Annotated in this window: 10 protein-coding genes; 4 read left to right on the top strand and 6 right to left on the bottom strand. The window is 65.0% G+C overall.

Annotated features, from left to right (window positions below):
- On the top strand, window positions 1-414 hold a 414-nt coding region (locus tag HNO88_RS16290; RefSeq protein WP_184247863.1), incomplete at its 5' end, for an IS630 family transposase.
- A 241-nt stretch (window positions 415-655) separates the two neighbouring features.
- Here the strand turns inward: HNO88_RS16290 and HNO88_RS16285 are convergent.
- The 4 genes from HNO88_RS16285 to HNO88_RS16270 all read right to left on the bottom strand — a co-directional run bounded on the left by HNO88_RS16285 (window position 656) and on the right by HNO88_RS16270 (window position 4429).
- Window positions 656-1120 (bottom strand): pyridoxamine 5'-phosphate oxidase family protein, encoded by a 465-nt coding sequence (locus HNO88_RS16285; protein ID WP_184247860.1) that lies wholly within the window; start codon window positions 1118-1120, stop codon window positions 656-658.
- Between the two features lie 93 nt (window positions 1121-1213).
- Window positions 1214-2629, bottom strand: a complete 1416-nt coding sequence (locus HNO88_RS16280) for a UdgX family uracil-DNA binding protein (RefSeq protein WP_184247904.1) — start codon at window positions 2627-2629, stop codon at window positions 1214-1216.
- 19 nt (window positions 2630-2648) lie between these two features.
- The gene (locus tag HNO88_RS16275) at window positions 2649-3125 is read right to left on the bottom strand and encodes a hemerythrin domain-containing protein (protein ID WP_184247857.1); all 477 of its coding nucleotides are present in this window, start codon (window positions 3123-3125) and stop codon (window positions 2649-2651) included.
- Window positions 3126-3190: 65 nt separating this feature from the next.
- A complete protein-coding gene (locus tag HNO88_RS16270; protein WP_184247901.1) occupies window positions 3191-4429 on the bottom strand; it encodes a putative DNA modification/repair radical SAM protein in 1239 nt (412 codons plus the stop codon).
- A 126-nt stretch (window positions 4430-4555) separates the two neighbouring features.
- Between HNO88_RS16270 and HNO88_RS16265 the strand changes: the two genes are divergently transcribed.
- Window positions 4556-5539: a DNA topoisomerase IB gene (locus tag HNO88_RS16265; protein WP_184247854.1), complete on the top strand. Its 984-nt coding sequence runs from the start codon at window positions 4556-4558 to the stop codon at window positions 5537-5539.
- A gap of 16 nt (window positions 5540-5555) precedes the next feature.
- Here the strand turns inward: HNO88_RS16265 and HNO88_RS16260 are convergent, their stop codons facing one another.
- On the bottom strand, window positions 5556-8117 hold the full coding sequence (locus HNO88_RS16260) for an HWE histidine kinase domain-containing protein (protein ID WP_184247851.1): 2562 nt from the start codon (window positions 8115-8117) through the stop codon (window positions 5556-5558).
- 5 nt (window positions 8118-8122) lie between these two features.
- Window positions 8123-8668 (bottom strand): biliverdin-producing heme oxygenase, encoded by a 546-nt coding sequence (locus HNO88_RS16255; RefSeq protein WP_184247848.1) that lies wholly within the window; start codon window positions 8666-8668, stop codon window positions 8123-8125.
- 250 nt (window positions 8669-8918) lie between these two features.
- On the opposite strand from HNO88_RS16255, the gene HNO88_RS16250 reads away from it, so the two are divergent.
- Both HNO88_RS16250 and HNO88_RS16245 read left to right on the top strand, forming a co-directional pair.
- Entirely contained in the window at window positions 8919-9629 is a 711-nt protein-coding gene (locus HNO88_RS16250; RefSeq protein WP_246381884.1) for a Crp/Fnr family transcriptional regulator, read from the top strand.
- A 113-nt stretch (window positions 9630-9742) separates the two neighbouring features.
- The gene (locus HNO88_RS16245; RefSeq protein WP_184247845.1) at window positions 9743-12259 is read left to right on the top strand and encodes a PhoX family protein; all 2517 of its coding nucleotides are present in this window, start codon (window positions 9743-9745) and stop codon (window positions 12257-12259) included.
- Window positions 12260-12422 lie beyond the last annotated feature (163 nt).

Here is a 12422-nt window from a genome sequence, read left to right as displayed (position 1 = left end):
GGGCATTGGAAGACCACCACCTTCCTGGCCGGCCTGCGCTCGACCGGCATTGTCGCACCGCTGGTGCTTGACGGCCCAATGACGGGAGAGGCGTTGCGCGCCTACGTCGAGCAGTTCCTTGCGCCGGTGCTTTCGCGAGGCGACGTGGTCGTGATGGACAATCTCGCAGCCCACAAGGTCGCCGGCATTCGTGAAGCGATTGCAGCTGCGGGCGCAAGCGTCCTCTACCTGCCACCATACAGCCCGGACCTAAACCCGATCGAACAAGCTTTTTCCAAGCTCAAGGCCCTCCTGCGAAAGGCCGCCGCGAGAACAAGAGACGCGCTCTGGACCACCATCGGCACCTCGCTCGATGCCTTCAGCCCAGAAGAGTGCCTAAACTATCTCCAGAACTCCGGGTATGCATTCGACTAAACCGAAAATGCTCTAAATTGGCGATGACGTAGCGGACCGAATTCGCAGCCACCAAACGACTGCATAAAAAGCCGCTAGGTGTAGCCGTTGATGGGCATACTCATGTCCGGCAAGCATGCTGAGCTCCGCGACAGATCAACAAACATCACGAGCTTGATGACGAGGTCCCCCGATAGCGCAGGACAGTTTGGTCAACCCAACATAGCTTCAAGGCGCTCGCATGTGCGAGCGCCTTGTCGTTTCAGACCGGACCAGTGGCGTGTTCGCCAGCTTCGCTCGGCTTTACCGGAATGCCAGTCAACATCTTGAACTTGCCTTTGATCGACATGTCGGCAGTCCAGACTTCCGAATCCTTGATGTCGAACCGCAGCATCAGCACTTCGGGATCGGTCTTTCCGTTCGGAAACCAGCTTTCGACGACGGTGTTCCACTGCTTCTCGCGGATGGACTGGTCGTTCTCCTCGACAAGCACGCCTGAGATGCAGGCGAACACGTCGTGGCCCTTGGTCGCGACTTGGCCCATGGCTTCGCCGCCGGCCGCGATACGGTTGTCACGCTTGAGGAAGAACCAGATGGCATGATGCGCGTCGCGGTCGAGCTGCGCGGTCATCGGTTCGGCATGCTCGCTCGAACCTTCGAGCCGCATCATAATGAACGGGCTGTCTTCGAAGGCCTTCCAGAACGTCTCGCGCGTGTCTTTGTCCATCGTCTGTCTCCTCACGACTGTTCGCAACTTCAAGGCGATTAACGCAAGGCAGGTGCCCACGTTCCCTGCCCGCGCGGGCGGTCTGGAACCATGTTAGCCGGTGCTTGCCTGTTCGGCGGCAAGACGCAAATCCTCGACAAGGCCCGCATAGGCACGATCGGCCGCATCGCGCTCGGGCAGGCGCAGGATGTAGGAGGGATGCCACGTGACGATCCCCACGCCCTGCGCAAGCGGCATGGGCGTACCGCGCGCCTTGCCGATCATCGCCGTCTTCCCGGTCACGCCGCGAACCGCGGTCGCGCCCAGCATTACGGTCGCGCGCGGCCGCACCAGGCCGATCTCCTGGTCAAGCCACCAGCGGCACGCATCGATCTCCGGCGCGTCGGGCTTCTGGTGGAGCCGGCGCTTGCCGCGCATGACATACTTGAAGTGCTTGACCGCATTGGTCAGGTACACCTCTCCGCGATCGATCCCGGCCTCGTCCAGTGCGCGATCGAGCACCCCACCTGCCGGCCCGACGAACGGGCGATGGGCCTTGTCCTCTTCGTCGCCCGGCTGCTCGCCTACGATCATCAGGCGGGCATCGCCCGGCCCCTCGCCGAAGACGCAGCCGTTGGTGCCCTTCCAAAGCGGACAGCGGCGGCAGCCTTGTGCCTCCTCGGCAAGAGCATGCAATGTACCAGCGCGCTCGGCGGGAGCGACCTGTTGTGCGACCATGTGTGCCTCACGGGCCTGCGCGCCGGCGATCAGGGGAGCGATCAGCTGCGCCTCCGGCAGGTTCTTCCAATACTTGCGCGGCATCTCGCGCGTCATCGCGCCGATCTTGAGCCGCGCGGGGTTGAAGATGGAGGCGTAGTACGCCTTCCACATCTCTTCCAAAGCATCCTCGCGCGGAGCTTGCGACCGGTCGGCGCCGGGGCTCTCGGTCAGGACCTTCCCGTCCCAATGGATGCACAGTTCGGGCGTGAGGATCGACCAGGCCATCTGCGCAAACCGCCGCACGAAGAAGCCGGCGGTGGCGCGCACGATGTGGTGCTCAGGCTCGAACCAGGCGACGAAGCGTGAGGTCGGTGCGCCGTCATCGACTGCTGGGGTCTCGACTTCACGAAAGCGCACGAACGCATGCATCTTGTGAATGTCGCGGCGGACGGCCTTGGCCATCAGTTCGACGCGTCGCACCAAGGGGTCGGCCTGGTCCGACAGCAGCCCGGGATGCTCCGTGATCTGCCACAGCAGTCGGTAAAGCAGCGCTAACCGCTCAGGGTCGGAGTGGAGCAGCGCACTCTGTGCCAGTTGTGGAAAGTGCCGCGGTACGCGCATCTCGAGCTGCGGCTCGGGGGGAAGCGTGTCGTCGCCATCGGCGAAGAGGTCGTCGGCGCTTTCCCCCGCGTGCCAGACGATGCGTTCCGGCTCTACGCGAGCAGCGAGGAAGCGGCGGGCGGCATCGCGCCAGCCGTCCCAGTCATCCTCACCATCCAGGCGCACGACGCGCGCGGGGGGCGCGCGCATCGTGTCCTGGGTGAGCGGATCAATCGCGCTCGTCACCCGGCTTCTCTTCCTCCGCCAGCTCGAGCTCCTTGGGCTTGCGGTCCTCGAAGATGTTGGCGAGCCGCGCCTCGTCCATTTCGTTCAGCTTCTTGGAGGCTTCGGGGAACATGTCCTCTTCCTCCTCATCGATGTGGTGGAGGTAGCGGTGGCGCATCTTCTCGAACGTTTCCGTCCACTCCGCCGAGGCGGGGTCGAGCTTCACCATTTCGCCGAGGTAGTCGTCCACTTCCTTGTGCTCGGACACCGAGTGGCGCGCATCGTCGCGCAGGTCGGGCACGGCCAGCATGGTGGCATAGAGCGACTCTTCCTCGGCCGCCGCATGCGCCTGCAGTTCGACCCGCAGCTCCTCGAACAAATCGGAGCGCTTCTGAGTGGGTGCGTCGCCCAGCGCTGCGAGCATAGCGCGATGCCGGTCGTGGTCGGCTTTCAGATCCTGGAAAATACGTGCGTCGGCCATAGTGCGTCTCCTTGTTGTCGGGACAACGGACCGCCGGGCCGAACTGTTTCTCCCGCGAACGATTCTCAGGCCGCGAAAAGCTCCAGCTGCTCCTGCGCAGGGGCGAGCAGCCTGCGCAGATCGCTGCGATCGGTAAGCACGGTGGGACGCCAGTCCAGGGTAACGATGAAGGGCCGCACCTTCGCGATCGACTGCGTGAGCCTTGCGACGTCGTCGAGCCGCAGCTTGCGATAGCGACGAGTGGCGAGGATCGTCTTGACCGCCTTGACGCCCAGGCCCGGCACGCGGAGCAGCCGCTCGCGCTCGGCTCGATTCACGTCGACCGGAAAAGCATCGCGGAACTTCAGCGCCCAGGCGAGTTTCGGATCAATGTCCAGCGGCAGCATGCCTCCGTCGGAGGCATCGCGGATGTCGAATGGTTCGTAGCCGTAGAAGCGCAGAAGCCAGTCCGACTGGTACAGACGATGCTCGCGCATCAGCGGCGGGCGCATCAGCGGCAGCACGGCGCTGGCATCTGGGATGGGCGAGAAGGCGGAGTAGTAGACCCGCCGCATGCCGTAGCCCCGATAGAGCGACGAGGCGCGATCGATGATCTGCACGTCGGTCGCGGCGTCGGCCCCGACGATCATCTGGGTCGACTGCCCGGCCGGAGCGAAACGAGGCGCCGACTTGAACTTGCGCGATGCGTCCTTCGCCTCGACGATCGCGTTCTTCATGTCGCCCATGGTACTGGTGATGCGCTGTTCCGACTTGTCGGGAGCCAGACGGGTGAGCGCACCGCTGGTGGGCAGCTCGATGTTGATCGACACCCGATCGGCCCAGAGACCTGCCTGCGCGACGATCTCCGGATCGGCATCGGGAATGGTCTTGAGGTGAATGTATCCCTTGAAGCCATGCTCTTCGCGCAACTTGCGCGCGACTTCGACTAGCTGCTCCATCGTGTGATCGGGGCTGCGGATGATACCCGAAGAGAGGAACAGGCCCTCGATGTAATTGCGCCGGTAGAAGCCGATGGTGAGATCCACCACTTCCTGCACGGTGAACGCCGCCCGCCGCACCGAAGAGCTTTTTCGATTGATGCAGTAGTGGCAATCGAACTGGCAGTAATTGGTCAAAAGGATCTTGAGCAGCGATATGCAGCGGCCATCGGGCGCGTAGGCGTGGCAGATGCCCATGCCTTCGGTCGAGCCAATGCCGCCCTTGCTGCTGTCGCGCTTGGACGTGCCCGACGACGCGCACGATGCATCGTACTTTGCCGCGTCAGCCAGGACTTCGAGCTTATCCTTGAGAGACATACGGGCCATACGTTCCATGTATGTTCGCATGGAGGCAGGTGCGAGTGCCCTTTGGTGCAGCACTCCTGAGCCCATGCGAAAACTTCGCGGTGGCTCGTGCGTTGAGGCGGAAACTCAGAAAGTTAAACGCAAGACATGCCCCAGTTGCGCTTCGTCGATCATACCGAACCCGGCATCACGCGGCGCAAGGTCCGTGGCGACAAGTGGGGGTACTTCACACCCGAGGGCAAGCGCATCACCGATCGCGAAGAGATCGACCGGTTGAACCGGATCGCCTTGCCGCCTGCCTACGAGAACTGCTGGTACTGCCCGGACCCCGACGCGCACCTCCTCGCAATCGGGTACGACGCACGGGGCCGCAGGCAGTACCGCTACCATCCGAACTGGCGCGAGGAGCGTGATGCCGCCAAGTTCGACTTGTGCTCGCAGTTCGCACGCAAGCTGCCTGCTATCCGCAAGCGCGTGGCCGAGGATATCGCCTCGCGCAAGCTGACCCGCGAGCGAGCGATCGCGACGATCGTGGCGCTGCTGGATACGGGCGCCATTCGCGTCGGTAACGAGCAATATGCCAAGGAGAACAAGAGCTTCGGTGCCACTACGCTGCGCAACCGGCATGCCAGGATCGACCGTGGCATGCTGCGGCTGCGCTTCCGCGGTAAGTCGGGCAAGATGCATGAGATCGATTGCGACGACAAGAAACTGGTGCGTTGCGTGCGGATCATGCAGGACCTGCCTGGCCAGCACCTGTTCCAGTATCTCGACGACGATGGTGCGCCGACTCCGGTGCACAGCCATGATGTGAACGAATATATCCAAGAGACCATGGGCGATGCCTTCACCGCCAAGCACTTCCGCACCTGGGCTGCAAGTTCGTTCGCATTCGGCCGCCTCGTCGAGGAACCCGGGATTTCGCTCAAGAACCTGATGACCGATGTGTCGGAGCGGCTCGGCAACACGCCAACGATCGCGCGCAAGTCTTACGTGCATCCTGCCGTGGTCGCCGCTGCGAAAGGTGGCGAGGGTGCACCGACGATCCCCGACAAGCTACCGCGTACGACGCAATGGCTGACGAGCGAGGAGCGGGGACTGATCGACTTCCTGGAGGAGCTGAAGGCCTAGCGCCGCCGCACGTGCGTCAGTGGGCCTGCAGCCTGGCGATGGCGGACCGGATATCGCGCTCGGTATAGGGCTTCGTAATCACGGGCACGCCCTCGAACCGCGATGTGGCGAGCGAACGGTCACCATAGCCGCTGGCGAAGATGAACGGCACGCCGCGCTGGTGGAGTACCGCGGCAACCTCCTCGCTGGTCTCCTTGCCGAGGTTCACGTCGAGCATGGCGAAGCTGACCGTAGCGGTGTCGAGCAGTGTTAAGGCGGCGTGGACCGAACCGACGATCTGGCAATCCTGGAAGCCCAGCGTGCGCAGCACGTCCTCGGCCTCCATGGCGATGATGACGTTGTCCTCGACGATCAGCGCGCATGCCGAGAAGAGTTCTGGCGCGCTCTCGCGCACGTCGCCGGTGGTGGCGGGCGGCTCGTCGGGCGAGGGCATCGGCGTATCGTATGTGGCGATGTGTTCGGTCGGAATCAGGAACACGGCGCGCAAGCCTTCGGGCGGATAGTCCACCGTGGCGGCCCCGCCGAGCTCATGCGGGATCGTGCGTTCGATGATCGTCGAGCCGAACCCGCGCCGTGTGGGTGCCTCGACCGGCGGGCCGTCCATTTCATGCCAGTCGATTTCGAGCGATCGGTCGTCGCCCGGGCTGATGGTGATGACCACCCTCCCAGGCGTATCGGACAGGGCGCCGTACTTGCACGAATTCGTCATCATCTCGTGGATCACGAGCGCGAGCGTGGTGAAGGCGGCGGGCGCGATCATCGCGTCCGGCCCGTCGATGCGCACGCGGTCGGCACTGTCGCTGGCGTATGCGGCCGCTTCGGTGCGAATGAGATTGTAGAGCGAGGACGGCGACCAGTCGGTCTGCGTCACCTGATCGTGCGCGCGAGCGAGGGCGTGGATGCGGCTGCCGATGATCTCGGCGAACTGGTCGATCGTCTCGGCGCCCTCTTTGGACTGCGTGACCAGCCCGCGGATGAGGTTGAGGATGTTGCGCACGCGGTGGTTCAATTCGGCGATGAGCATGTCCTGCTGCTTGTTCGCCTGCTCACGCTCCAGATGCGCCGAATCCGCGAGGCGTAGGACCACTTCGAGCAGTGTGATCCGCAGCGACTCCGCCGCCGCGATCTCGTCCGGGGTCCATGCCCGTGCGAAACCGCGGCGCTCTTCCTTCCACAGCTCGAAGCTCTTGCGTGGGGTCAGCCTCGGGCCATTGGGTCCGAGCTCTATCGTCTTCTCCGGGTTGCCCGCCCACGAAACTTCCTTCAGCTGCTCTTTGCGGAACAGCGCGATATAGTCGCGCGGGGTGCGCGAGACCGGGAGCGCGAGGATGCCGGCGACGCGATCGGCGAAGGCCTTGGCCGGCTCGTAGACCCGCGCAAGGTTGTCGTTCGACCAGACCGTGCGCGCACCTGCGGTGTTGAGGAACCGGGCGAGCCCGGCAAACTCCGCCTCGGTTGGAGTGGCGCCACGTGCCATGAACTGGCCATCGACCCAACCGACCACGCCATCGAAGGGGATCACCTTGCCGATGGACTCGGCGAAATCCTCGAACGCGTTGAGGAGCGTGTCGCCGCCGGCCACGCGAGCCATGATCTCGTCGTGCAGGCGCATCGATGCGCCACGTTTTTCAAGGGCGGTGTCGCTCTCCTTCTGATCGAGAAGGTAGGAGAAGAACTCGCCGAACAGCTCGGCTGCCGTCCGCACGGAGTACGACAGGCGCAGCGGCGCATAGTGGTGGCACGCCATCAGCCCCCAGAGCTTGCCACGGCGCATGATCGACACGGACATGGATGCCTTCACGCCCATGTTGCGCAGGTACTCGATGTGGATCGGCGAAACCGCGCGCAGCCCGCTCATCGACAGGTCGAGCGGATCGCCGTTGGGGTTGGTGGCGGGAATGATCGGAACCGTCGGATCGTCGACGTCCGAGATGATGCGCAGGATATTGCGCGCATAGAGCCGCCGCGCCTGTGCCGGGATGTCCGAGGCCGGAAAGTGCAGGCCGCGGAAGCTGTCGACCGATCCGTTCAGGCTCTCGGCGATGACCTCACCCGCGCCCGATCCTTCGAAGCGGTAGATCATCACGCGGTCGAAGGCGGTCAGCCCGCGCAAGTGCCGCGCGGCGCTGGCGCATAGCTGCTCGGTCGTCGCCGACTTGCGCAGGCGGTCTATCATCGGCCTTACGTAATTGACGTAGTCGCGGCGGCGGCCGGCTTCGGTTTCCTCAATCTCCAGCACGAACGACTGGCCCGAGGCATGAAGCGCCACGTCGAAGCTGCGCGAGCCTTGGATCAGATCGATGTTGAACATTCGCTCCACCGCGTCGGCGGTTCCCAGGATCTGGAGGCGGGTGCGTATGTCATGCAAGGCGTCGGGCGCGATGAAGTCGGTCGCGGCGCGCCCGATCATGTCGTCCGGCTTCGTGCCGAAGATCTCCGCGACGTTCAGCGAGACGTGGTTGATGATCCAGTCGTGCGAGAACGAGATCAGCCAGCCAAAGCTCTGGATCCGGCCGATGATATGGATCGGCTCGAGGTCGCACGTCGAGAGATCGACCTGATGCCCCATGTCGGCCATTGCGCTCAGCGTGCGTTGATCGTCGCGCTGGCGTCGAACGCCGCACGGAACGTGTCGAAGGCGGCGACGGCAGCGTTTCGCTCGGCCTGTGCATCATCGAGCTCGCGCTGCTTCAGCCAGCCGACGGCGTCCTTCCAGATCGCCAGGCCGCGCTCGTCTTCCATGTAGGCAGACGGCAGTGCGTGCGCGGCGCCCCAGTATCCCTGGCGGCGGATCATCGTCAGTCCGAGCCGCGAGCCCGCGATGACATAGCCGGTGGCCGCGTGCGTGAGGCCGCCGGCGGCTGCGATCCTGGGCAACTCCGCACCATCGATGCCGAGCGCCGCGAGATCCTGGTGCAGCATGCCGAGGTAGTCCGGGCAAGCGAGGCCCAGGTCATCCTCGACGAACGCCCGGAAATTGCCAAACAGCGGAGCAAGGCCGATCGCGTGGCCACTGAGGAAGCGCACGTAGTCCGCGCGGTCGCTCATCTCCAGGGAGCCGAAAGCAGCATCGAGCAACGCGTGCGAAGCCGCGGTGGCATCGCGCAGATGGGTGAGAAGCGGTTGCATGTTAAGCGGCTAAATCTCCGTCGGCTTCATTGGGGTCAAGCGCCGCAATTGTCCAATGAAATGCGCGGCGCGGCAGCGCTGCCGTGAGCCAAACCGGGCCGATCGCGCACTTGGGTGCAGGACTTTACCACGCAAAGAGCGATGCCTGTGCTCACTTGTATGCACAGCACGGAACTTCGTTGCTGGCGTGCCGTTTCTGGAACCAATCCCCTTCATCCCGGCCGATCCATGTGGCCTTGCGGAGATGCCGATGTCGGAACGCAGTGATTTGCTCGAGGCGCTGCGGCCGCAAGATCGAGAGCTGCTGCTCCCTCGATTGAGCGAAGTCCGGCTGGAAACCGGCAAGATCCTCTACGATCCGGGCGAGACGGTCGATTACTGCTATTTTCCGCGCGGCGGGGCGATCGCCTCGTTCTTCGTGCTGCTGGACAGCGGGGTCGCGGTGGAGACGCTGATGGTCGGCCGGGAAGGCGCGTTGGGTGGGATCATCAGCCAGGGCGCCGCACCGGCCTACGCGCGTTCGAGCGTCATGCAGGGCGGCCAATTCTACCGCATCCTCGCCAGCGATCTCGACCGCGCCAAGGAGGCCTCACCCGCCTTGCGCGCGTTGTTCTCCCGCTATGCCGACTGCCTCCTGGCGCAGGTGTTCCAGTCGATCGCGTGTAACGCCATCCACACGATCGAGCAGCGCGCGGCCAAGTGGCTGGTCGCCGCGATCGACCGGATCGGGCGCAACGACATCACCATGACGCAGGAACAGCTGGCCTCGATGATGGGCATCGGCCGCAGCTATGCCAGCCGGGTGGTGCAGCGTTTCAAGGCCGATGGTCTGGTCCGCACGCGCCGCGGCGGCATCGAGATCATGGACGCGTCGCAGCTGGAGCAGCGCGCCTGCACCTGCAACCACATGGTCAGGCAACACTTCGACCGGGTGCTCGCCGGCGTCTACCCATCGCCATAGTCGCTCACCTCGTCGCATGCGCCACTGACGCGGAACTGTCACGCCAACTGCGCAATCCTGTCATGGATCGGCCATAAGAGTCCGCCCCGAGATCACCATCGAAGGGGGACACCATGACCGACCGCTATTTGATCACCGGCTACACAGACGGTGATGTCGACACCAACACGAGCCTGGTTCCCTCGCTCGAGAGCCTTGCAGCCGAACGTTACTCTCGCCGCAAGACGCTGATGGGCGGCTTGGGCGCCACCGGCATGGCCGTATTCGGCACCACGATGCTCTCGGCTTGCGGCGGCAGCGACGATGTCGACCAGAGCCCGGTGGTCACCCCCGGTTCGGTCGCGGCGACCAGCGCCGGCCGCATCGTCACGCTGACCACCACCACCGCCGCCGACGTCCTCCCGGGCACCTGGACCCAGACCAGCGGTCCCTCGGTCACGCTGACCACGGTGGACAGGACCACCGCCACCTTCATCGCACCGGCTGTCGCGGCCGCGACCGACCTGGTGTTCACCTACAATGCGCCCACGCAGCGCGGCGGCACCGCGACCGCCAGCAGCACCGTGCGCGTCAACCCGGCGGTCCTCGGCTTCGCCGCCGTGCCCAAGAACCTCAACGACGTCGTGACGGTGCCGGCCGGCTACACCGTCACCGTGATGACGCGCCTGGGCGACCCTCTCGCCAGCGGCGTCTCGGCCTATGCCAACAACGGCACCGACGGTGACTTCGACAAGCGCATCGGCGACCATGGCGACGCGCTCCACTTCTTCGGCCTGAGCAGCGCCGGTGCGCGCGACGACAACAGCAACACGCGCGGTCTCATGGTCCAGAACCACGAGAACCTGAACGTGCAGTACCTGCACCCGAACGGCCCCACCAACGTGACCAGCGGCGCGCGGCCGCAAGCCGAGGCGCTGAAGGAGATGATGGCGCATGGCGTCAGTGTCGCCGAATACGTCGATGCCGGCGGGCGCAAGTGGAGCTACGTGCCCACCAGCAGCTTCAATCGCCGCATCACGCCAGCCACGGTCATGCAGTTCAGCGGCCCCGCCGCCGGCAACGCGCAGCTGCGCACGGTCTACTCGCCGGACGGCACGCGCGGTCGCGGCACCATCAACAACTGCGCCAACGGCTTCACGCCCTGGGCCACCAACCTGACCGCCGAAGAGAACTGGGCGGGCTACTTCCGCCGCGACGCCGGCGACATCGCGCCCGCCACCAGCAAGCGCACCGCGCGCGAGATCACGTCGCTGGCCCGCTTCGGTGTCACCAGCACGAGCGGCAGCTATCGCTGGTCCTTCGTAGCGACGACCGACACGCTCTACACCCGGTGGAACGCCACCGCGACCGCCGACAGCGCCCTGCAGGACTTCCGCAACGAGCCCAACCAGTTCGGCTGGGTGGTAGAGATCGATCCGTACGATCCCGCCTCCACCCCGCGCAAGCGCACCGCGCTGGGCCGCTTCGGCCACGAAGGCGCGTTCGTCCGCGCCGTGTCGGGCAAGAAGGTCGGCGTCTACATGGGTGACGACGCGCGCAACGAATACCTCTACAAGTTCGTCTCGAATGCGACCTACGCCTCCGCCGACGCCGGCGCGACCAACCGGCTGGCGATGGGAGACAAGTACTTCGACGCGGGCACGCTCTACGTCGCCAAGTTCAATGCCGACGGCACCGGGCAGTGGCTGCCGCTGGTGTTCGGCCAGGTTCCGGCCCGTCCGGCTTCGGGCAGCACGCCGGCCTACACGTTCGTGGATCAGGCCGACATCCTCATCAACACCCGCCTGGCCGCCGACGCGCTCGGCGCCACGCCGATGGACCGGCCGGAATGGACCGAGGGCAATCCGAACACCGGTGAGATCTACCTGACGCTCACCAACACCAACGCCGCCAGCCGTCCGCTCAACCGGACCGATGCCGCCAATCCGCGCCACTACAACGATCCCAAGGGCTCCACGGCGCCGGTGCCCGATCCGGCGACCCCGCCGCAGCCGACCAACCAGTTCGGCAACCCCAACGGCCACATCATCCGCATCCGCGAGGCGGGCGACGATACCGCGTCGCTGACGTTCCGCTGGGACATCTACCTCTTCGGTGCGGACTCGGCGCAGGCCGATGCCAACGTGAACATCTCGGGCCTGACCGCGGACAACGACTTCTCCAGCCCCGACGGCCTGTTCTTCTCGCGCACCAGCAACGCAGCCGGGGGCGTAAAGCCCGTGCTGTGGATCCAGACCGACGATGGCGCCTTCACCGATCGCACCAACAACCAGATGCTGGCGGCTCTCCCCGGCAGCGTCGGCGACGGCGGCGCCAAGACGATCACCAACCGCGACTCGACGGGCGCAACCGCCACCCAGGCGACGATCGCCGGCGCGGCGGCGAGCAGTGCGACGCTGCGCCGCTTCCTGGTCGGACCGAGCCAGTGCGAGATCACCGGCATCGACTCGACGCCGGATGGCCGGACGCTGTTCGTCGGCATCCAGCACCCGGGTGAAGACGGCACGCCGTCCGCTCCTTCGAGCCACTGGCCCGACTCGCAGGGCAACCCTGCGGTCGGCGCGACGGTGCGGCCGCGCTCGGCGGTGGTCGCGATCACCAAGGACGATGGCGGTGTGATCGCCCTCTGAGCGCATCATGCAGTGACAGGGAAGGGCGGGCGGCCATGGTCGCCCGCCCTTTTCGCGCTTGTGCGGCAGGCCATCGTCCCCTTGGCTGAAATCCTCGCTGGCAATCGCCCTCAAACACCCTTAATAAACAGGTGTGTTGAATAGCGGATTGTCCGCGTTCAGA

It is taken from the genome of Novosphingobium chloroacetimidivorans (genome assembly GCF_014204535.1).
In the GTDB taxonomy this organism is placed as follows: domain Bacteria; phylum Pseudomonadota; class Alphaproteobacteria; order Sphingomonadales; family Sphingomonadaceae; genus Novosphingobium; species Novosphingobium chloroacetimidivorans.
This window is presented reverse-complemented; position numbering and strand designations above follow the sequence as displayed.

Coding starts and splice junctions, on each gene's coding strand:
- HNO88_RS16245 (WP_184247845.1), top strand. CDS start 9,743: ATGACCGACCGCTATTTGATCACCGGCTACACAGACGGTGATGTCGAC.
- HNO88_RS16260 (WP_184247851.1), bottom strand. CDS start 8,117: ATGGCCGACATGGGGCATCAGGTCGATCTCTCGACGTGCGACCTCGAG.
- HNO88_RS16280 (WP_184247904.1), bottom strand. CDS start 2,629: ATGCGCGCGCCCCCCGCGCGCGTCGTGCGCCTGGATGGTGAGGATGAC.
- HNO88_RS16275 (WP_184247857.1), bottom strand. CDS start 3,125: ATGGCCGACGCACGTATTTTCCAGGATCTGAAAGCCGACCACGACCGG.
- HNO88_RS16250 (WP_246381884.1), top strand. CDS start 8,919: ATGTCGGAACGCAGTGATTTGCTCGAGGCGCTGCGGCCGCAAGATCGA.
- HNO88_RS16285 (WP_184247860.1), bottom strand. CDS start 1,120: ATGGACAAAGACACGCGCGAGACGTTCTGGAAGGCCTTCGAAGACAGC.
- HNO88_RS16265 (WP_184247854.1), top strand. CDS start 4,556: ATGCCCCAGTTGCGCTTCGTCGATCATACCGAACCCGGCATCACGCGG.
- HNO88_RS16255 (WP_184247848.1), bottom strand. CDS start 8,668: ATGCAACCGCTTCTCACCCATCTGCGCGATGCCACCGCGGCTTCGCAC.
- HNO88_RS16270 (WP_184247901.1), bottom strand. CDS start 4,429: ATGGCCCGTATGTCTCTCAAGGATAAGCTCGAAGTCCTGGCTGACGCG.